Origin of the sequence: Rhizobium esperanzae (genome assembly GCF_002204185.1) — a bacterium.
GTDB classification, from domain to species: Bacteria; Pseudomonadota; Alphaproteobacteria; order Rhizobiales; family Rhizobiaceae; genus Rhizobium; species Rhizobium esperanzae.
The window spans coordinates 128,795-149,273 of the sequence record NZ_MXPU01000011.1 but is presented as its reverse complement, the minus strand read 5'-3'; the positions used below and the strand labels follow the sequence as shown (position 1 = coordinate 149,273).

The 20,479-nt window shown below is 62.5% G+C and carries 13 protein-coding genes; 8 read left to right on the top strand and 5 right to left on the bottom strand.

The window, feature by feature from the left end; all coding sequences use genetic code 11:
• Window positions 1–155 precede the first annotated feature (155 nt).
• From B5E41_RS17805 to B5E41_RS31770, 6 genes are all read left to right on the top strand, one after another.
• Window positions 156–1,481 carry an efflux RND transporter periplasmic adaptor subunit gene (locus B5E41_RS17805; RefSeq protein WP_088395448.1) on the top strand — a complete coding sequence of 442 codons (1,326 nt, stop codon included), beginning with the start codon at window positions 156–158 and terminating at the stop codon, window positions 1,479–1,481.
• Window positions 1,478–4,597 (top strand): efflux RND transporter permease subunit, encoded by a 3,120-nt coding sequence (locus tag B5E41_RS17800; RefSeq protein ID WP_088395447.1) that lies wholly within the window; start codon window positions 1,478–1,480, stop codon window positions 4,595–4,597. The genes B5E41_RS17805 and B5E41_RS17800 overlap by 4 nt, the downstream gene beginning before the upstream one ends.
• 204 nt (window positions 4,598–4,801) lie before the next feature.
• Window positions 4,802–6,094, top strand: coding sequence for an Hsp70 family protein (locus B5E41_RS17795; protein WP_088395446.1), 1,293 nt, complete (start codon window positions 4,802–4,804; stop codon window positions 6,092–6,094).
• 68 nt (window positions 6,095–6,162) lie between these two features.
• Window positions 6,163–7,056, top strand: coding sequence for a uracil-DNA glycosylase (locus B5E41_RS17790; RefSeq protein ID WP_088395445.1), 894 nt, complete (start codon window positions 6,163–6,165; stop codon window positions 7,054–7,056).
• Between the two features lie 132 nt (window positions 7,057–7,188).
• Entirely contained in the window at window positions 7,189–7,380 is a 192-nt protein-coding gene (locus tag B5E41_RS17785; protein ID WP_088395444.1) for a hypothetical protein, read from the top strand.
• A 92-nt stretch (window positions 7,381–7,472) separates the two neighbouring features.
• Window positions 7,473–7,628, top strand: a complete 156-nt coding sequence (locus tag B5E41_RS31770; protein ID WP_176439430.1) for a hypothetical protein — start codon at window positions 7,473–7,475, stop codon at window positions 7,626–7,628.
• Here the strand turns inward: B5E41_RS31770 and B5E41_RS17780 are convergent, their stop codons facing one another.
• The gene (locus tag B5E41_RS17780; protein ID WP_245303106.1) at window positions 7,629–8,501 is read right to left on the bottom strand and encodes a hypothetical protein; all 873 of its coding nucleotides are present in this window, start codon (window positions 8,499–8,501) and stop codon (window positions 7,629–7,631) included.
• Between the two features lie 223 nt (window positions 8,502–8,724).
• Complete coding sequence (locus B5E41_RS17775; protein ID WP_088395443.1) at window positions 8,725–9,663, bottom strand: DMT family transporter; 939 nt, start codon at window positions 9,661–9,663, stop codon at window positions 8,725–8,727.
• A 360-nt stretch (window positions 9,664–10,023) separates the two neighbouring features.
• Here B5E41_RS17775 and pepN point away from each other — a divergent pair, with 360 nt between their 5' ends.
• Together pepN and B5E41_RS17765 are read left to right on the top strand one after the other, a co-directional pair.
• Entirely contained in the window at window positions 10,024–12,672 is a 2,649-nt protein-coding gene (gene pepN, locus B5E41_RS17770; protein WP_088395442.1) for an aminopeptidase N, read from the top strand.
• Window positions 12,673–12,863: 191 nt separating this feature from the next.
• A complete protein-coding gene (locus tag B5E41_RS17765) occupies window positions 12,864–15,167 on the top strand; it encodes a PAS domain-containing sensor histidine kinase (protein WP_088395441.1) in 2,304 nt (767 codons plus the stop codon).
• Here the strand turns inward: B5E41_RS17765 and B5E41_RS17760 are convergent.
• From B5E41_RS17760 to B5E41_RS17750, 3 genes are all read right to left on the bottom strand, one after another.
• Complete coding sequence (locus tag B5E41_RS17760; protein WP_088395440.1) at window positions 15,164–18,121, bottom strand: bifunctional [glutamine synthetase] adenylyltransferase/[glutamine synthetase]-adenylyl-L-tyrosine phosphorylase; 2,958 nt, start codon at window positions 18,119–18,121, stop codon at window positions 15,164–15,166. The genes B5E41_RS17765 and B5E41_RS17760 overlap by 4 nt on opposite strands.
• Window positions 18,122–18,256: 135 nt before the next feature.
• On the bottom strand, window positions 18,257–19,669 hold the full coding sequence (locus B5E41_RS17755; RefSeq protein ID WP_088395439.1) for a sensor histidine kinase: 1,413 nt from the start codon (window positions 19,667–19,669) through the stop codon (window positions 18,257–18,259).
• Window positions 19,666–20,412: a response regulator transcription factor gene (locus tag B5E41_RS17750; protein ID WP_088395438.1), complete on the bottom strand. Its 747-nt coding sequence runs from the start codon at window positions 20,410–20,412 to the stop codon at window positions 19,666–19,668. The genes B5E41_RS17755 and B5E41_RS17750 overlap by 4 nt, the downstream gene beginning before the upstream one ends.
• Window positions 20,413–20,479: the final 67 nt, after the last annotated feature.

Below are 20,479 nucleotides of genomic sequence, written 5' to 3'. Positions count from 1 at the left end.
ATAATTTGAATATTACGGAATATTCATTACAAAAATTTAAGCCGTTATAACCACTTAGTGATCGCGACACCGGAATTATGTCTTTTTTGCGCCGCAATATAAGCGGCTCAATCAAAGCATAAATTTGCACCCTTGCTCAAACCCCGGTCTAGCCCATGAAGAAATTTTGGATCACCGTCAGCTTTGTCGCAATCGCCGCGGTCGGCGTTTGGCAATTCGGGAATCTGGTCCCTTATGCCGCGCACATTCCCTACCTCTCGCAGCTCATCAAGCAGCCGGCCGGCGGCAATGGCGGCGGCAGGCAGCCACAGGGCGATCAGACGCAGGCCGATCAGGCGCCGACCACCGACCCGGCCGAGAATGGCGGGCAACGCCAGGGCGGCGGGCGCAGACACGGCGGCGGTCCGACCGTCGTCAAAACCGTCGCTGCGGTGAAAACGACGCTGCCGACTGATGTCACCGCGTCCGGCTGGGCCGATGCCGACGACAATACGACCATGGCCGCACAGGAACAGGGCCTGATCGTCAGCATCAATGCGCAGGATGGAGCCACCGTCAAAGCCGGCGACCTTATCGCCAAGCTGGACGACCGGACGGCAAAGGCGGCGGTCGACAAGGACAATGCGATGATCGTCCGGGATACGGCAACGCTTTCGGAAGCGGAGACGGCCCTGGTTCGCGCGCAGGACCTGTTCGACCAGAAGGCCGGCACCCAGCAGAGCCTCGACCAGGCAAGAGCTGCCCGCGACACCGCCGCGGCCACGGTCGAGGCTGACAAGGCCACCCTCGCCTCGGATCAAGTCATCCTCGAGAATACAGACATCCGGGCGCCCTTCGACGGCCGGCTCGGCGATATTGCCGTCAGCAAGGGCGCCTTCCTCAATGCCGGCTCGGCAATCGTCACCATCGCGAAATACGATCCGATCTATGTGAAATTTCACCTGCAGGAACGTTATCTGCGCGTCCTGAAGAAGGCGCTGGCAGTCGGTCCGGTCGAGGTCAGCACAGTTCCCGCTTCCACCAAGGGGCAGGTCCGCAAGGGCGAAATCAGCTTCTACGACAACACGGTCGATACCGCCTCAGGCACGATCCTGGCCAAGGCAAAGTTCGAGAATGCCTCCGGTGCGCTCTGGCCCGGCCAATCGGTCAACATCGTCGTGCACTTCAACAACAACGAACAGCAGGTGGTGGTGCCGACAGTCGCCGTCAGCCCCGGCCCCGACGGGTTCTTCGCGTTCGTCGCAAAGGACGGCAAATCGCATCTGACGCCGGTCACCGTCGCCCGCGCCAATGGCGGCTTCACCGCCATCGAATCGGGTCTTCAGCCGGGCGACCATGTCGTCATCGAAGGCCAGGGCCAGCTCAGCGACCAGCAGGCGATCAACGAGCAGTTCGACGACAAGACCCTTGATGTCGCCTCTGCCGAAGAGCCTCGGCAACCGCAGCAGTCCGAGACGATCGCGGTGGGAGCTCAGCAATGATCCCGAATTTCTGTATCCAGCGCCCCGTCGCGACGACGCTGCTTGCCATCGGCGTCATTCTGGCCGGTCTTGCCGGCTACCGGCTCGTGCCGGTTGCAGCCCTGCCGCAGGTCGATTTTCCGACGATCAACGTTTCAGCGCAGCTGAGCGGCGCCTCGCCGCAGACCATGGCGACCTCGGTTGCCACGCCGCTGATCAAGCAGTTCGAGACCATCCCCGGGATCAGCGAAATCAGCGCCTCGAGCTCGCTCGGCAGCACCAGCATCGTGCTGCAGTTCGATCTCAACCGCGATATCGACGCGGCCGCAGCCGACGTGCAGGCGGCGATCTCGCACGCGACCCGGCAGCTGCCCGACAACCTGACGACACCACCGAGCTATCGCAAGACCAACCCGGCCGATGCGCCGGTCATGCTGCTCTCCGTGCAGAGCAATACCATGCCGCGCAGCAAGCTCGACGAGATCGCCGAGGACATTATCTCGCCATCGCTTTCGACGCTGCCCGGCGTTGCCCAGGTCAGCGTCTATGGTGCGCAGACCTACGCCGTGCGCGTCGAAGTCGACCCCAACAAACTGCTCACCCGCGGCATCGGCATCGATACCGTCAACAAGGCGCTTGCTGCCGCCAACAGTCAGCAGCCCGTGGGGACGCTGCAGAACAATTCGCAGAGCATGACGATCACCGCCAACACGCAGCGCACCAATGCCGACCAATTCCGCTCGCTCGTCATCGCCAATCCGAATGGAGCGCCGATCCATCTGGGTGATGTCGCCGATGTGCAGGATGGGGTCGAGAACCAGTATACCGGCAGCTGGTATGACGGCCAGCGCGGCATCATCCTCGCCATCCAGCGTCAGCCGGACGCCAACACGGTCGATGTCGTCGATGCGATCAACGCCAAGCTGCCGCAGCTGCACGCCGAAATTCCGTCTTCGGTGACGACCGTGGTCATGAACGATGCCGCAAAACCCATTCGCGCCGCCATCGCCGATGTGAAGTTCACACTGTTCCTGACGATCGGCCTCGTTGTTCTCGTCATCTATCTCTTCACCGGCCATGCGACCGCGACGATCATTCCGGGGCTTGCCGTTCCGCTGTCGCTGATCTCGACGTTCGGGATGATGTATGTGCTCGGCTACAGCATCGACAATATCTCGCTGTTGGGGCTGACGCTCGCGGTGGGCCTGGTGGTGGACGATGCGATCGTCATGCTCGAAAACATCCTCCGTCACGTCGAAGAAGGCATGCCGGTGCGTGAAGCGGCGATCAAGGGAGCGGGCGAAGTCAGCTACACCATCATTTCCATGTCGGTTTCGCTGATCGCGGTCTTCATCCCGATCCTCTTGATGGGCGGCGTCGTCGGCCGCGTGTTCAACGAATTCGGCATGGTCGTTGCCATCGCCATCATATCGTCAGCGATCGTCTCGCTGACGGTTACGCCGATGCTCGGCTCGCGTCTTTCCAACAATCACAGCCGGCCGCCGCTCCTCATTCGCCTCTTCGATGCAGGCTTCGAGCGGACGCTCAACGGCTACGACAGGGCAGTTGGCTGGTGCCTTCGCCATCGTCTGACGATCCTCGGCATCTTCCTCGGCTCCGTCGCACTGACCTTCTATTTCTTCATGACGCTGCCGACGAGCTTCTTCCCGCAGGAGGATATCGGCCGCCTGTCGATCAGCACGCAGGCCCGGCAGGACATTTCCTATTCCGCCATGGAGGCGCTCCAGCAGCAGGCGGCAGCCGCCGTCAAGGCGAACCCGGCGGTCAACCACGTGATGTCGACGATCGGCGGCAACCCGAACAAACCGCAGAACAATGGCTCGATGTTCGTCGAACTCAAGGACAAGAAGGAGCGCCCGCCGCTTGATCAGACATTGCGTGAGCTGCGCACTGCAATCAACAAGATTCCCGGATTGCAGGCCTTCGTGACGCCGAACCAGAGCCTGCGCTTCGGCGGCCGCCAGACCGCCAGCCAGTATCAGCTGGTCATCCAGGCGCTGAGCGCCGACCAGACCAACCTCTGGGCCGGCAAGATCCAGGCGGCGATGCGTGGTGACCGCGGGCTGTTCACCGATGTGACATCGGATGCCCAGAACAACGCCCTGCAAGCCAATATCGTCATCGATACCGAGCGGGCTGCCGCCTATGGGATCGACAACGATACGCTGCGCACGACACTGCAGGAATCCTTCAGCGGATATGCAGCGGCGGAGATCCAGTCTACCGGCGACAGCTACGACGTCATCGTCGAATACGACACGAGCAAGCCCTGGGACGACCAGAAGCTGTCGGAGATTCGCGTCGCCTCGTCCAATGGCAGTCTGGTGCCGCTTTCGAACTTCGCGCACGTCCAGCGCACCACCGGCCCCGTGACGATCAATCAGACGGGCCAGCTCGTCTCGACCACCGTTTCCTTCAACCTGCCCGAAGGCGTTTCGCTCAGCGACGCGACGGCAGCGATCGACCAGATCAAGAAGGAGATCGGCCTGCCGGCCGATGTCTTCACCTCCTATGGCGGCACGGCCGAGATCTTCCAGCAGTCGCAAGGCAATACGCCCTATCTGATCCTGGCGGCCATTCTGACCATCTATGTCGTGCTCGGCGTCCTCTATGAGAGCTTCATCCATCCGCTCACCATTCTGTCCGGCCTGCCCGCGGCGGCCTTCGGCGCGCTGCTGGCGTTGAAGATCATGGGCTTCGATCTGTCGATCATCGCCCTTATCAGCCTGCTGATGCTGATCGGCATCGTCAAGAAGAACGCGATCATGATGATCGACGTGGCGGTGGAGACGATGCGCACGACCGGCGAAAAGGCGACGGCAGCGATCCACGAGGCATGCGTGCGGCGCTTCCGGCCGATCATGATGACGACGTTCTGCGCCCTGCTCGGCGCCCTGCCGATCGCGCTCGGCACCGGCGCCAGCTCCGAGTTGCGTCAGCCGCTCGGTATCGCCGTCGTCGGCGGCCTCGTCGTGTCGCAGCTGCTGACGCTGTTCATCACTCCGGTCATCTTCGTCGAGATGGACCGGTTCGGAGGCTTCCTCGGCCGGCTGATGGGCCAGAAGAAGGTCGAGGAGCCGGTGTTGCAGGAGACAAGGGCGCTGGCCGCCGAGTAAGGCGTTCTGACGATACCGGGCCTTGCCGGTCCGCTTCTTGCCCGAGCGGCGACGAAGCGGACATGGCAGCGCGCCTCGATCTTCAATCCACTTGAATGTGTCACGCCGCTATGGCATCAACCGCCCTCCTCGATCCGGGCGTCCTGACGCCCTTGCGGAGCGCTGCTCCGTCTCCAGCAACAATCGGCATGAAGAGGTGCGGGCATGGCTCAGGCGCTGGGTTTCGACTTCGGCACGACGAATACGGTTCTCGCCATGGCGGATGGCGGGGCAACGGGCTCGATGACGTTCACAAGCGCGGCCGGCACGGCCGACAGCATGCGGACGGCACTGTCCTTCATGAAGGACTCCCAGCTCGGCGCCTCGGCGCTGAAGGTGGAGGCGGGCCATGCGGCGATCCGGCAGTTCATCGACAATCCCGGCGAATGCCGGTTCCTGCAGTCGATCAAGACCTTTGCGGCAAGTGCGCTGTTCCAGGGCACGCTGATCTTCGCCAAGCGGCACAATTTCGAGGACCTGATGGAGATCTTCGTGCGGCGCCTGCGCAACTATGCCGGCGACAGCTGGCCCTCGGATGTCAGCCGCATCGTCACCGGCCGTCCGGTGCATTTCGCCGGCGCCAGCCCCGATCCTGATCTGGCGACCGAACGTTACAACGAGGCGCTGTCGCGCTTCGGCTTTCCCGAAATCCACTATGTTTACGAGCCCGTCGCCGCCGCCTTCTATTTCGCGCAGAATCTGAAGCAGGATGCGACGGTGCTGGTCGCCGATTTCGGTGGCGGCACGACCGACTATTCGCTGATCCGCTTCGAAACCGTCGCCGGCAGGCTGACGGCAACGCCGATCGGCCATTCCGGCGTCGGCGTCGCCGGCGATCATTTCGACTATCGGATGATCGACAACATCGTCGCTCCGCTAATCGGCAAGGGAAGCCATTTCAAGAGCTTCGACAAGATTCTCGAAGTGCCGTCCAACTACTATTCCAGCTTCGGTCGCTGGAACCAGCTGTCGATCTTCAAGACCACGCGGGAATTCGAGGATTTGAAGAAACTGGTGCGCACCAGCCTGGAGCCGGAAAAGCTCGAAATCTTCATCGACCTCATCGACCATGACGAAGGCTATCCGCTCTACCAGGCGGTGTCGGCGACGAAGATGGCGCTCTCGGCTGCCGACGAGGCGCCTTTCGACTTCGCGCCGCTTGGCCGCGGCGGACAGCGCAGCATCAAGCGCCGCGACTTCGAAGGCTGGATCGCCGAGGATCTCGCCCGCATCGAAGGCGCGCTCGACGAGGTGCTCGACAAGACCGAGACGAAGCCTGCTGACATCGACAAGGTGTTCCTGACCGGCGGCACCTCCTTCGTGCCGGCGGTGCGGCGCATCTTCACCGAGCGCTTCGAGCTTGATCGGATCGAAAGCGGCGGAGAGCTGCTGTCGATCGCCCATGGTCTGGCGCTGATCGGCGAACGCGACGACATCGCGCAATGGACTGTGCAATAAAGCCGACAAGCGCGGCCCATGTGCCCCCCGCCCTTTCAATGCCACGATCTCTTCGCTAGATTTGCCGCATGATCTCCGTCAACGACCTTTCCCCCGCCGAGCTTGCAGCGCTTCTGCATTTCCATGCGGATGCCGGCGTGGAATGGCTGCTGGAAGAAGAGGCGGTCGACCGCTTCGCCGAATTCGAGTCGATGAAGGCCGCGCGCCGTCCGGCGGCCCAAGCGCAGCAGGAACGGCCCGTTGCTGAGGAACGGCCTCTCCCAGGGCAGCGCCAGACAACGCCTCGTCCGAGTGCAGCGGCGCGTCCGGCGCCGGCCACCGGGCCGCAACCGGCGATCCCGGACGGCGAGGCCGTGCAGCAGGCGCGTTTCGTCGCCGAAGCCGCGCGGTCGCTCAGTGAGCTCAAGACCGCGATCGAAGCCTTCAACGGCTGCAATCTCAAGCACAGCGCCCGCTCGACCATTTTTGCCAGCGGCGATGCCGACAGCGGCATCATGGTGATCGGCTCGGCGCCGAGCGCCGAAGACGATCGTGAGGGCACGCCGTTCTCGGGGAAATCCGGCCAGCTGTTCGACAAGATGCTGGCGGCGATCGGGCTTAGCCGTTCCAGCGTCCTGCTGACGCAAGTCATTCCCTGGCGGCCGCCCGGCAACCGCGCGGCGTCGGCGGCCGAAATGGATATCTGCCGACCCTTTATCGAGCGGCAGATTGCGCTCGCGGAGCCGCAGGCAATCCTGCTGCTCGGCAATTTCGCGGCGCGGTTCTTCTTCGGAGAAAACGATACGATCCATGGCCTGCGCGGCCGCTGGAGAGAAATTGCCGTCGCCGAGCGCGTCATCCCCGCCATTGCCAGCCTGCATCCTCAGGATCTGTTGACCGCACCTGTCAACAAACGGTTGGCCTGGAACGACCTGCTGGTCTTCCAAGCCAAGCTCGACTCGCTCTCTTTGCTTAGAAATTAGTCGAAAATAAATAATTCATGAAGCGGTCCATGCGTTTTCCGCATAGCTGCATCGCGTCACGATGCATTGCAGAATCGATGTTGCACTGCAATATAAGGGCGTGTCTTGGGAGGAATTACAGGAACCAAGGCCATGAACAAGCGATTTCGTCCTATCCATTGCGGGTTTGAAACCCTTCGCCTCGCTGGCGACCAGATTCGTTCCACCCACGGCTATAGCTGTTTCGGCTTTGCCGCAAACGAACAGATGGTTGCCCGCGGCACCGGTATCAACGGCCGCACAGCGCGTCCGAACGCTATTTTTTCCGACTTCCAGCAATATTGAGTGGCGGGCACCACAGCCCCGTGCGTCTTTTCGGGGGGCGCGCGACGGCTTCGATCTAACGAAGCGTGCACTCCGTATCAGAGTAAGCCAACATGTCGACAATCCTGCTATCCATTCTTCGCCACATTGAAACCTTCGAGCATATCCGCGCCGCGGTCTGCGCCGCACGAGAGTACGAGCGCGAGCGGGTAAGGCCTGTCGATGGCGTCTCCGATTTCGGCGCGAGTGCAGCGGCGATCGTTCTCTGATCAGACCGCCAATCCTTCGATCCGGGTTTTCGCCCATTCGAAGGCTTCGTCGACATAGGCGAACTTGACGGCCTGCCAGGCGCAATATTCTTCGACAAAATCCCGCGATATCCAGAGCCGCGTCTTGCGCGGCTCGTCATGCCAGCCGACGCAGCCGCGCTGCGCCGCCTTTGCCAAGAGCCGCTGCAGGTGCGTGCGCGACATCATGAAATCGGCGGCGAGCGCGCGAGTTTCGACGCGGCCGACGACAAACCTGTCGGACTCGGTGTTCTCGATATCCATCCGGCTGATGAAGTTGTCGACGACGAGGCCGCCGGCTTCCGTCCAGAGAAACTGTGCCACCTGCTCCGGCGGCTCCCGCCAGGCGGCATCTTCCAGGCAATGGCGGGCAATGCGCGGCTGAACGAGCTTCATCAATGCTGGATTTGCCTGGAAAAAGGTCGCCCTTTCGCCGCCGTCGAGCAGGTCGAGGGCGGCCAGATTGGCGTAGATCCAGCCGAACATCGCCTGGTGGCTGACATTGGCCGGTTCGAAATGTCGCGGCCGGCGCCGCTCGTCGCCAGGCGTGTGGGTGATGAAACGGTAGGTATAGAGTTCTTCGATGAAGGCGAGCACGGTGTTACGGCTCGCCACCTTGTGTGCGGTGATGCGACCGGTCAGCCGAACGGCGGTGAATCCCGACGTCGGGTCGCGCGGATCAAATTCCAGGTGGAGGGCATAGGCGGTCTGAGTCAGGAGCCAGCGCTGATGTGAGGCGAGCAGTCGCGCCAAACGCGGACCGGCGTCGAACATGCCGCGCGTCTGCCCAGCCAGAAAGCGGATGCTCATCAGAAAGGAGTAGTTCCCCGCCAATTGCTCCGCCGTGAATGCCATTATGCTTTTCTCCACCTCCGCTCGCAGGCCAGCGTTCGGAGCAGTAATATCGAAGCCGCAAAGCGGCCTATCAGACATGCATAGCGTTGAATAAATGATAGTTTCTCATGTTCAACAATCATATTCCGCGGGTCGACGCCATCCCAAGAATTCGCCATTCTTTTCGCTCATCGAAAGCAAGCCTCGCACGGAGGCAATCTTCGCGTTAATGCCGGTCAGAGCGTCAGGCTTGCGGCGTCGTCGCCTTGCGCGCTTCGCGCTGTTCGATGCCCAGCTGATGCTCGCGATAGATGATGAAGATACCGGCGGCAACGATGATGGCGGTACCGATCAGCATGGTGACGGTCGGCACGTCGCCGAACACGAAGTAGCCGACGATACCGCCGAGCAGGATCGAGGTATATTCGAACGGCGCGATGGTGGAGACATCGGCATGGCGGTAGCTTTCCGTCAGCAGAATCTGGGCGACGCCACCGCAAAAGCCGGCAGCGACCAGATAAAGCGCCGACGGCCATGGCAGGACGAGCCAGCCGAAAGGAATGGAAGCCAGCGAGAAGACCGATGCGGTGAGCGAGAAATACAGCACGATCGTCGCCGTCTTCTCCTCCTCGACAAGACGCCGCACCTGGATCATCGCCATGCCGCCGAGAACGGCCGAGAGCAGCACGCAAAGCGCGCCGAGGGCCTGTTCTGCTTCCATGCCGCCGTCACGCAACAGCGTCAGTTTCGGCCAGGAGACGATAGCGACGCCGACGATGCCGACCAGAACGGCGCTCCAGCGATAGATGCGCACGGTCTCGCCAAGAAAAACCGCGGCGAAGATAACGGCGACGAGCGGCAAGGCGTAGCCGAGCGCGATCGCCTCCGGCAGCGGCAGATGCAGCAGTCCGTAAAAGCCGAAGGCCATCGACAGGATGCCGATCGTGCCGCGCTTCAGGTGCCCGACCGGGTTGGCGGTGCGGAAGGCTGCGCTGAGCTGGCCGATATAAGCGAGGTAGGCCATGATCGGGAATAGCGCGAAGAAGGACCTGCAGAAGGTGACCTGGCCCGGCGGGATATCCGGGCCGGCCAGCTTGATGAAGGTCTGCATGGCCAGGAAGACCACGACCGACGAGACTTTCAGCGCAATGCCTCTCATCGGGTTTCTGAGAACCGAGTGCATGATCCTGGCTCTGATGCTGACTTAACAGGAACGGGGAGACGCGCCCGACTCGGGGACGCGGCGAGTGACGTCTGTCATCGTAGCGAAAGAAAATCGAGATGGGCGAAAAAACCGCCACAAGGCGGGATAATCGCGAAACCGCTTTCCTCCGCAGCCGCACAGGCGGCGTGCCGCTGCTTACGACGCCTCGCCTGTACAGCGTCGCGTAACCGAGGGCGAGCAAGGCAGCGCTCAATCGCGTTCCCCGACGATTTGCTTTAACTTTAGTTCAGATTTTAATGTAATCATGCCCGGCAACTAGGCAGAGCGCGCCCGCCTCTGTATTCCGCGGTTGTCACATAACGGTCTTCAGGAAACACCATGCGAACAGATACCGGCCAGGTCATTCATCTGGCAGATTACCGTCCCACCGACTTCGTGCTGGAACGCGTGGACCTGACATTCGAACTTGATCCGACGGAGACGAAGGTCGAAGCGCGGCTCATCTTTCATCGCCGTCCGGGCGCCGACATTGCGGCGCCGATCGTGCTCGACGGCGACGAGCTGACGCTGGCGGGGCTGCTGTTCGACCAGGTTGAGCTTGACCCTTCACGTTATGACGCAACGCCGGAAAGCCTGACGGTGCGCGACCTGCCGGAGAGCGCTCCCTTCGAGCTGACGATCACCACGATCATCAATCCTGAAGCCAATACCCAACTGATGGGCCTTTACCGCACCGGCGGCATCTACTGCACCCAGTGCGAGGCGGAAGGCTTCCGCCGCATCACCTATTTCCCCGACCGGCCCGACGTGCTTGCGCCGTTCACGGTCAATATCATCGCCGACAAGGACGCCAACCCGCTGCTGCTGTCGAACGGCAACTTCCTCGGCGGCGCCGGCTATGGCCCCGGCAAGCATTTCGCCGCCTGGTTCGACCCGCATCCGAAGCCAAGCTATCTCTTCGCCCTCGTCGCCGGCGATCTCGGCGTCGTCGAAGACACCTTCACCACCATGTCCGGCCGGGAAGTGGTGCTGAAGATCTATGTCGAACACGGCAAGGAGCCCCGCGCAGCCTATGCGATGGATGCGCTGAAGCGCTCAATGAAGTGGGACGAAGAGCGGTTCGGGCGCGAATATGATCTCGACATCTTCATGATCGTCGCCGTCTCCGACTTCAACATGGGGGCGATGGAAAACAAGGGCCTCAACGTCTTCAACGACAGATATGTCCTTGCCGATCCCGAGACCGCGACCGATGCCGACTACGCCAATATCGAAGCGGTCATCGCCCATGAATATTTCCACAATTGGACCGGCAACCGCATCACCTGCCGCGACTGGTTCCAGCTGTGCCTCAAGGAAGGCCTGACGGTCTATCGCGACCAGGAATTTTCCTCCGACCAGCGCTCGCGCCCGGTCAAGCGCATCGCCGATGTGCGCCACCTGAAATCCGAGCAGTTTCCGGAGGATGGCGGCCCGCTCGCCCACCCGGTGCGGCCGACGACATACCGCGAGATCAACAATTTCTACACGCGGACCGTCTACGAGAAGGGCAGCGAAGTCACGCGGATGATCGCGACGCTGCTCGGCAGAGATGGCTTCAAGAAGGGCATGGATCTCTATTTCGACCGCCATGACGGCCAGGCGGTGACGATCGAGGATTTCGTCAAATGCTTTGAGGATGCGAGCGGGCGCGACCTCACGCAATTCTCGCTCTGGTACCATCAGGCCGGCACGCCGCTCGTCACCGCATCAGGCGCCTATGATGCGGCAGCCGGCACCTTCACCCTGTCGCTCGAACAGATGATCCCTGCTACTCCAGGCCAATCGAGCAAGGAACCGATGCATATTCCGCTCAGCCTCGCGCTCTTCGGCGAAAACGGCGGCAAGATCGAGCCGAGCGCGGTCAGCGGCGCGGAATATTCCGGCGAGGTGCTGCACCTGACCAGCCGCGCACAGACGGCGGTATTCCACGGCATCGGCTCGAGGCCGGTTGTCTCGATCAACCGCAGCTTCTCGGCGCCGATCAACCTGCATTTCGATCAGAGCCCGGCCGATCTCGCCCATCTCGCCCGTCATGAGACGGATCATTTCGCCCGCTGGCAGGCGCTGACCGATCTGGCGCTGCCGAACCTTCTCAAAGCCGCCCGTGACGCGCGTGAGGGCAAGCCGGTTGCCTGCGAGGCGACCTTCGTCGAGACCCTGGTGGCGGCTGCCGCCGACGAGAGCCTCGAGCCTGCCTTTCGCGCCCAGGCGCTGGCTCTGCCGAGCGAATCCGATATTGCCCGCGAACTCGGCGGCAATAACGATCCCGACGCCATCCATGCTGGCCGGCAGGCGATTCTGAAACAAATCGCCGATGCCGGAAAGAGTATCTTTGCCGGCCTCTACGCATCGATGACGACCTCAGGCGATTTCAGCCCGGATGCCAAAAGCGCCGGCTTGCGCGCGTTGCGCAATAGCGCCCTCACCTACCTCTCCTATGCCGAGCAGACACCGGTTCGCGCCAAGGCCGCCTTCGACGCGGCCAACAATATGACCGATCTCAGCCATGCGCTGACGCTTCTCGTCCACCATTTCCCCGAGAGTGCAGAGACGGGTGAGGCGCTGGCCGCTTTCCGCGACCGCTTCGCAGAAAACGCGCTCGTCATCGACAAATGGTTCTCGATCCAGGCCGGCATTCCAGGCGCCAAGACCCTGGAGCGGGTGCGCGCCCTCATGGAGAATTCGCTTTTCAAGCGGACCAATCCGAACAGAATGCGGGCGTTGGTTGGCACCTTCGCCTTTGCCAATCCGACCGGTTTCGGCCGTGCCGACGGCGAAGGCTATCGTTTCCTCGCGGGCGAAATTCTCGAAATCGACGAGCGCAACCCGCAGCTTGCCGCCCGCATTCTGACCTCGATGCGCTCCTGGCGCTCGCTGGAGCCGACGCGCGCCGATCACGCCCGCGCCGCATTGAGCAGGATCGAACAGGCGCCCAACCTTTCCACCGACGTCCTCGATATCGTCGAGCGCACGCTTAAAGGGTGATTTGCCGAACCGGCCGCCGCGCAGGACGTGACGGCCGGCCGGACCGCTGATTCGAATAGCGCAAAAAATACAGAAATTTAAATAGTTAACGGATTTTTACCTTTGCCTCTGGACAAGGCGAATCACCCGTGATTCTCTAGGTCAGGTTCGAGCGAGCGGCGCGCGAATCACACGAGGGACAAGGCGAAGAGATGATGGACGTGCGACGGGCAACCGTGGCCGGAGGACGGCTGCGTGTCGATTTTGGCGGGCTGAAAGCTTGGCGAAACAGCCTTTCCGGTCATCCGGCATCGGAACCGCTCCTTCGTCATCTGCCGAAGGCGGAACTCATCTTGAAGCGCACCATTCCGGCGCTGATCGTTGCCTTCCTCTCCGTCGTCGCCGCCTCGCATTTCTTCGGCATGATGAATGAATATGCCCGGCTGGAGGCTTCCGCCCGCCATGCCACAGCGCTCTCGGCGGCGACTGCCTCGGCGGTGTTTGCCGATGCGTCCCAGATCTTCGACAACGGCGATATCGGCCAGGCGCAGACCCGCCTCGCCAAATACCTGCCGCAGGACCGGCTGGACAGTGGCGCTTTCGTGCTGCTGGTGCAGGCCAGCGGCAAGGTTTTCGCCGCAACGACCGCCGGGCTTTCGCATGTCGGCAGCAATGTCGGCGATTTCTTCCCGGAGGTCTCGGCGATCCGGCGTTTCGGCGATCGTGCCGGGGTGATCGAAACCACGATCGGCGGCGTGCCGCACTATGCCGAGATCACCTTGATGGGCAATGCCGGCGGCTATATCGTCGCCGCCACCTCGCTTGAGGAGATCAGTCAGGTCTGGCGCGAGGAGCTGGCGCTCAACGTCACTCTGTTTGCAGGCATATCCTCGATCCTGCTCGTCATCCTCTACGCCTATTACACCCAGGTGAAACGCGCCCGCGACGCCGACGATATCTTCCTGGAATCGAACCTGCGCGTCGAGACGGCGCTGTCGCGCGGCCGTTGCGGCCTTTGGGATTTCGATTTCGAGAACCGCGAATTCTTCTGGTCGCGCTCGATGTACGACATGCTCGGCCTGCCGGGTTCGGACAAGACACTGGGGTTCGGCGAGGCCGCGCGGCTGATGCATCCGGATGACGGCGGTCTCTACGAAATCGCGCGCGCCATCGCCAACGGCCATTCCGGCCAGGTCGACCAGATCTTCCGCATGCGCCATGCCGGCGGCCACTATGTGTGGATGCGCGCCCGCGCCCAGGTGATCCGCAGCAATTCCGGCCGCATGCACCTGATCGGCATCGCCATGGACGTCACCGAACAGCACCGGCTCGCTCAGCGCTATGCCGAAGCCGACCAGCGGCTCGCCGACGCCATCGAATGCACCTCCGAAGCCTTTGTACTCTGGGACAAGAACGACCGGCTCGTCATGTGCAACACGCATTTCCAGGAAGCCTACGGCCTGCCGGATAGCGTGCTGGTGCCCGGCACCGAACGCTCGATCGTCAATGCCGCTGCCGCCCGCCCGGTCATCGAGCGGCGGGTCGCCGATGCCGACGGCTCGGGGCGCACGACGGAGGTGCAGCTTGCCGACGAGCGCTGGCTGCAGATCAACGAGCGGCGCACACGCGACGGCGGCCGCGTTTCGGTCGGCACCGATATCACGCTGATGAAACGTCATCAGGAGCGGCTGCGCGAATCCGAACGCCGGCTGATGGCGACGATCGGCGACCTCTCCGCCTCGCGCCAGACGCTGGAGCTGCAGAAGGCCGAGCTTTCGACGGCGAACGCCAACTATCAGGCAGAGAAGGAGCGCGCCGAGGCCGCCAACAAGGCGAAGTCGGAATTCCTCGCCAACATGTCGCATGAGCTGCGCACCCCGCTCAATGCCATCCTCGGTTTCTCCGAGATCCTGCAGAACCAGATGTTCGGGCCGCTCGGCTCGCTGAAATACGACGAATATGCCCGCGATATCCATGACAGCGGCAAACATCTGCTCAACGTCATCAGTGACATTCTAGACATGTCGAAGATCGAGGCCGGCCACCTGAAGTTGCACCGCGAGCGCATCGACCTCGTGCCGCTGATCGAGGAAAGCCTGCGTTTCACCGCCATTCCGGCCGCCGAAAAGAACATCGTCATCGAACAGCGCATCTCGTCGGGCCTGACGCTGACGGCCGACCGCCGGGCGATGAAACAGGTGCTGCTCAACCTGCTCTCCAATGCGGTGAAATTCACCGACAATGGCGGCCGCATCGCGGTGCGCACGCGCCGCGTCGACGGCGCCGTCTTCGTCACCATCGCCGACACCGGCATCGGCATTCCCCGCTCGGCGCTCTCGAAAATCGGCCAGCCGTTCGAACAGGTGCAGAGCCAGTACGCCAAAAGCAAGGGCGGCTCCGGCCTCGGACTTGCCATCTCGCGCTCGCTGACCTCGCTGCATGGCGGCCGCATGAAGATCCGCTCCCGCGAGGCGGTGGGCACGGTAATCTCGCTGCGCATTCCGGATGATGTCTAAGCTTTCACGGTATTGACGAATATTTTCCTCACCGCCTTCGATAGCCGCTTCACCTCTCCTTCCAGGGTCCTGATGTCAGGGCAGTCGCCGGCACGGCAGACGAGCTCGATGAGGCCGGCCGGCGCATCGTTCGGGTCGAACTCGCTCTCGATGCAGAGCCGGATCAGCTGCGAAAGACTGGTGTAGAGCGCAAAGGCTTCGAGGCAGGTGTCGAGGTCGGCCGCCGGCATCAGTCGGTCGCCGAGCAGCTTGAGAGCCTCGCCGGTGCTCTTGCCGTTCACGGCAATGCCGACGTCCCTCGTTGGCGCGATCAACGCCAGATATTGGGCAATGAATTCGAGATCGATGACGCCGCCGGGGATCTGCTTCAAGTCCCATAGACTGGATGGCGGCTTTTCCTTGTCGATCAGTTCGCGCATCTCGGCAACGTCATGCGCTACCTTGGCGATGTCGCGATCTGAAGTCAGAACCTCGCGGATAATATGCTCCGCCTCGGCGATCAGGCTTTCATCGCCCGAAATCAACCGGGCGCGGCTGAGCGCCATGTGCTCCCAGGTCCAGGCCTCCTCGCGCTGGTACTTGCCGAAGGCATTGATGCGTGTGGCGACGGGGCCCTTATTGCCTGAAGGGCGCAGCCGCATGTCGACCTCATAAAGCACGCCCTCGGCGGTCGGCGCAGATAAGGCGGCGATCAGTCGCTGGGTGATACGGGTGAAATAACGCGTCGCATCGAGCGGCTTCGGCCCGTCGGATTCGGAAGCTGCGTCGTCATAATCATAGAGCAGGATCAGATCGATGTCGGAACCTGCCGTCAGCTCGAAGCTGCCGAGCTTGCCCATGCCTGAGATGGCGATGCGACCACCGGGATAATCGCCGTGTGCGGCCCGCATCTCGCTCGTCACGGCACCGAGTGCGGCTGCGATGATGAGATCGGCGAGATGGGTGAAGGCGCGGGCGGCCATTGCGCCATTGATTGCGCCGGTGAGCAGGCGGATGCCGATCAGGAAGCGCTGCTCGGCGGCAAAGATGCGCAGCCGGTCGAGCACTTCCTCATAATGGCGCGCCTGAGCAAGCGAGCCCTTCAGGCGCTCGCCGAGATAGTCGCGCGTCGGCAGCTCGGCCATCAGGCCGGGGTCGAGCATGCCGTCGAAGACATGCGGCCTGGCGGCGATCACCTCGGCAAGCCGGGGTGCGGAGGACATGATGTTGACGATCAGCGACAGGAGCGCCGGATTGCTGCCGAGCAGCGAGAAGAGCTGGATGCCGGCGGGAAGGCCGGAGATGAAGCTGTCGAAGCGCAGCAGCGCCTCATCGGCGCGCTTGCTTTCGCCGAAGACACGCAGCAACTCGGGCGTCAGCTCCGTCAGCCTTTCGCGCGCCTCTACCGATTGCGTGGCGCGATAGCGGCCATAGTGCCAGGTGCGGATGATGCGGGAAATGTCGGATGGCCTGGTGAAGCCAAGCTTCTTCAGCGTCTCCAGCGTGTCCGGGTCGTCGCCCTGGCCGGTGAAGACGAGGTTGCCGGTTTCAGTGGAAAGCCTGGTCTCCTGTTCGAAAAGGCGGGCATACCGCCGCTCCACCGTCTTCAGTACGCCGACCAGCCTTTCGGAAAAGCTCGGCGTGTCGGAAAAGCCCATCATGAAGGCAATGCGCTTCAGGTCGGCATCGGTCTCCGGCAGAAGGTGAGTCTGCTCGTCGCGCACCATCTGGATGCGATGTTCGACATCACGCAGGAACCAATAGGCCTCCGTCAGTTCGTCCCGCGTCTGCGTATCGATCCATTTCGCCTTGGTGAGTTCGCCGAGCGTCTCCTCCGTCGCCCGGCCGCGCAGCGCCGGCATGCGGCCGCCGGCGATCAGCTGCTGCGTCTGGACGAAGAATTCGATCTCGCGGATGCCGCCGCGGCCGAGCTTGACATTATGGCCTTTGACGGCGATCGCACCATGGCCCTTGTGCGCGTGGATCTGCCGCTTGATCGAGTGGATATCGGCGATTGCCGCGTAATCGAGATATTTGCGGAAGACGAAAGGGCCGAGCCCGCGCAGGAACTCGCCACCGGCCGCAAGGTCTCCGGCCACGGCGCGCGCCTTGATGAAAGCCGCCCGCTCCCAGTTCTGGCCCCTGCCCTCATAATAGATCATCGCCGCGTCAACCGGGATCGCCAGCGGCGTCGAGCCGGGATCGGGACGCAATCTGAGATCGGTGCGGAAGACGTAACCGTCCGCCGTGCGCTCCTGCAGGATGCGCACCAGCCGGCGCATCAGCCTGGGGAAAATCTCGATCGCGTCATCCGGGTCGGGCACGATGCCGGCCTCCTCGTCGAAGAAGACAACGAGATCGATATCGGAGGAATAGTTGAGTTCGGACGCGCCGAGCTTGCCCATGCCGAGCACGATCAGGCCCGAGCCCTCGCTTGGCTGCGCCGGATCGCGCAGCCTGAGCTTCCCACCCTCATGCGCCGAAAGCAGCAGATGGTCGATCGCGGCCGCAACCGACGCTTCGGCAAGCCGGCTGAGCCAGGCCGTCGTCGCACGTCCGTCGAAGATGCGCGAGAGATCGGCAACGGCAACGAGGAAAGCAGCCTTGCGCTTGATGATGCGCAGCCTGCTCATCACCACAGATTCCGCTGGTGCGGCTCCCTCGCCGTCCGGCCGCCAGCAGCCGCGCGCCTCGGCGATCAGCGCCTCGATCTGCGGCTCCAGCGGTTCATTGATGGCGCCAGCGAGGATGGCGGGATCAAGACTGACGATTTCGCGCAGGTAGGGCGACAGCGACAGCACGGCGGCGATGAAATCGCGCAGCCGCCCTCCCGTCTTCAGCATCGCCGCGACCGACGGCTCGCTTTTGCCGGCCTCTTGAAGATCGGCCAGCGCCAGCTTCAACTCCGTCTGGCTCAGCGGACGCAGCAGCCCTTCTGCGACATCCTTCAGGCCATGCGTCGATTTCGTCAGCATGCGCTCTCCCTGGCTCTGCAAAAGAAGTGACGATTACCTGGAATCGCGCTCGCCGCCTCCGTTCCGAATTAACTTAGGGTCTAGGCGGAAAACCGCCAATACGCGATTCAGCCTATCGCAACTCGGACAAGACCTTCAGGCAGCCTTGGCCGGGAAGATCATGCTGACGGTCAGTCCGCGCTGTTCGGCTTTGTCGGGATTGGTGTCGGAGAGCTCCAGTCGGCCGTTATGCAGCTCCATCACTGCTTCGACCAGCGAGAGTCCAAGCCCGGTGCCCGGCTTCGAACGGCTTTCATCGAGGCGAACGAAGCGCTTCACCACATCGTCGCGCCTGTCGGCCGGAATGCCGCGGCCATGGTCCGCCACCGACAGGCAGATGCCGTCCGGATGGCGGGCAAGCTTGAGCGACACTTCGCCCGCCCCTTCCGTATCGGAGGAATATTTGATCGCATTGTCGAGCAGGTTGAAGATAGCCTGGCCGATCAGCTCGCGATTGCCCTGCACCTCGATGCCCGGCTCGACGCTGGCACTGAGACCGAGACCCGCTTCTTCAGCCGCCGGTTCGTAAAGCTCGGCGCTGTCGGAAACGATGGCCGAAAGCTCGACCGGCGACATCTCCGCCGCGACCGATCCGGCCTCGACGCGGGAGATCATCAACAGGGCGTTGAAGGTGCGGATCAGCTGATCCGATTCGGAAATGATGCCCTCGAGCGCCGTTCGTCGCGTTTCGCCATCGGCCATATCGAGAGCGTCGGCGGCCTTATTGCGCAGCCGCGTCAGCGGAGTCTTGAGATCGTGGGCGATGTTATCGGAGACCTGCCGCAGGCCTTCATTGAGCTTCTCTATGCGTTCCAGCATGGTGTTCAGCGACATAGATAGCCGATCGAATTCATCGCCGGACCCGCCGACCGGCAGGCGCTGCGACAGATCGCCCGCCATGATCTTCTTGCTCGCATCCGACATGCGGTCGATGCGTTTCAGCGCGTTGCGGCCGATGCCGAACCAGATGATGATCGCGCCGAGCCCCATGATCGCCAAAGCCACCATCAGCGCCTGGCGCACCAGAAGGCGGAAACGCTCGGGGTCGCCGAGGTCTCGGCCGACCAGAATTCTCAAGCCGTTGTCGAGCACGAAAATGTTGGCGATCGCCTTGTGCCGGCGCTCGACGCCACCACCGTCTGTATAACGCTGATAGGCGAAGGGAGCCGAGGTCCAGCCGACCTCCTCGAAGACACCAGGCTGCACCGAAGCGACATTGCCGGCGAGAATATCCCCCGAGGGACCGGCGATGATGTAGAGATTGGCGCCCGGCTGGCGGGCACGCCGCTCCATCGTGCGCAGCAGAAGGTTCATGCCGCCGGTGTCATAGGCGCGCTGCACCTGCTCCACTTCCTGCCGGACGGCGTCGCGGATCTGGCCTGTCAGCAGCCGTTCCGACATCGCCGTCACATAGAAGACGAGCGTCGCGGCGCAGATGGCGAATAGCAGAATGTAGAGTGCCGAAAGGCGGACTGCGGTGGACTTGAAGAGAACCCTGAAGCGGCTCATCCCTCGTCCTTGATCATGTACCCCGCGCCCCGGATGGTTTTCAGGAGCGGCTGGCTGAAGTCCTTCTCGATCTTCGAGCGCAGGCGCGAGACATGGACGTCGATGACGTTGGTCTGCGGGTCGAAATGATAGTCCCAGACGTTTTCGAGCAGCATGGTGCGGGTGACCACCTGCCCGGCGTTCTTCATGAGATATTCGAGCAGGCGGAATTCACGCGGCTGCAGCGGGATTTCCTTGCCGCCGCGGCGGACCTCGTGGGAGAGTCGGTCAAGTTCGAGATCACCGACACGATAGACGACATCCTGCTCCGGCGTGCCCTTGCGGCGGCCGAGCACCTCGACACGCGCCAGCAATTCGCTGAAGGCATAAGGCTTCGGCAGGTAATCGTCGCCGCCGGCACGAAGGCCGGTCACGCGGTCATCGACCTGGCCGAGGGCGGAGAGGATGAGGACCGGCGTGTGGATGCCCTTACGGCGCAACTCGCTGATGACGGAAAGTCCGTCCCGGCGCGGCAGCATGCGGTCGATGACGATGACGTCATAGGCGTTCTCCGACCCCATGAACAGGCCGGCCTCGCCGTCGCTGGCGTGATCGGCGACGATGCCCGCCTCGCGAAAGGCTTTCGTGAGATAGGCCGCGGCTTCGAGATCATCTTCGATGATGAGAATCTTCATGCGGCCGACATTACCCACCGGCTGCGTTTCGGCAAGGCTTAAAGCATCTTGCTGCGGGGCGGCGCTCATCGCGATCATCCTTGAAAGGTCAGAAGAAACGAGCCGCGCGGACCTTGGTCCGCACGGCTCCGATTTT

Excerpts from the sequence above, each read along its gene's own strand:
- B5E41_RS17800 (WP_088395447.1), top strand. The coding sequence starts at position 1,478 with ATGATCCCGAATTTCTGTATCCAGCGCCCCGTCGCGACGACGCTGCTT.
- B5E41_RS17750 (WP_088395438.1), bottom strand. The coding sequence starts at position 20,412 with ATGAGCGCCGCCCCGCAGCAAGATGCTTTAAGCCTTGCCGAAACGCAG.
- B5E41_RS17795 (WP_088395446.1), top strand. The coding sequence starts at position 4,802 with ATGGCTCAGGCGCTGGGTTTCGACTTCGGCACGACGAATACGGTTCTC.
- B5E41_RS17780 (WP_245303106.1), bottom strand. The coding sequence starts at position 8,501 with ATGGCATTCACGGCGGAGCAATTGGCGGGGAACTACTCCTTTCTGATG.
- B5E41_RS17765 (WP_088395441.1), top strand. The coding sequence starts at position 12,864 with ATGATGGACGTGCGACGGGCAACCGTGGCCGGAGGACGGCTGCGTGTC.
- B5E41_RS17805 (WP_088395448.1), top strand. The coding sequence starts at position 156 with ATGAAGAAATTTTGGATCACCGTCAGCTTTGTCGCAATCGCCGCGGTC.
- B5E41_RS17785 (WP_088395444.1), top strand. The coding sequence starts at position 7,189 with ATGAACAAGCGATTTCGTCCTATCCATTGCGGGTTTGAAACCCTTCGC.
- B5E41_RS17760 (WP_088395440.1), bottom strand. The coding sequence starts at position 18,121 with ATGCTGACGAAATCGACGCATGGCCTGAAGGATGTCGCAGAAGGGCTG.
- B5E41_RS17775 (WP_088395443.1), bottom strand. The coding sequence starts at position 9,663 with ATGCACTCGGTTCTCAGAAACCCGATGAGAGGCATTGCGCTGAAAGTC.
- B5E41_RS17790 (WP_088395445.1), top strand. The coding sequence starts at position 6,163 with ATGATCTCCGTCAACGACCTTTCCCCCGCCGAGCTTGCAGCGCTTCTG.
- B5E41_RS31770 (WP_176439430.1), top strand. The coding sequence starts at position 7,473 with ATGTCGACAATCCTGCTATCCATTCTTCGCCACATTGAAACCTTCGAG.
- pepN (WP_088395442.1), top strand. The coding sequence starts at position 10,024 with ATGCGAACAGATACCGGCCAGGTCATTCATCTGGCAGATTACCGTCCC.
- B5E41_RS17755 (WP_088395439.1), bottom strand. The coding sequence starts at position 19,669 with ATGAGCCGCTTCAGGGTTCTCTTCAAGTCCACCGCAGTCCGCCTTTCG.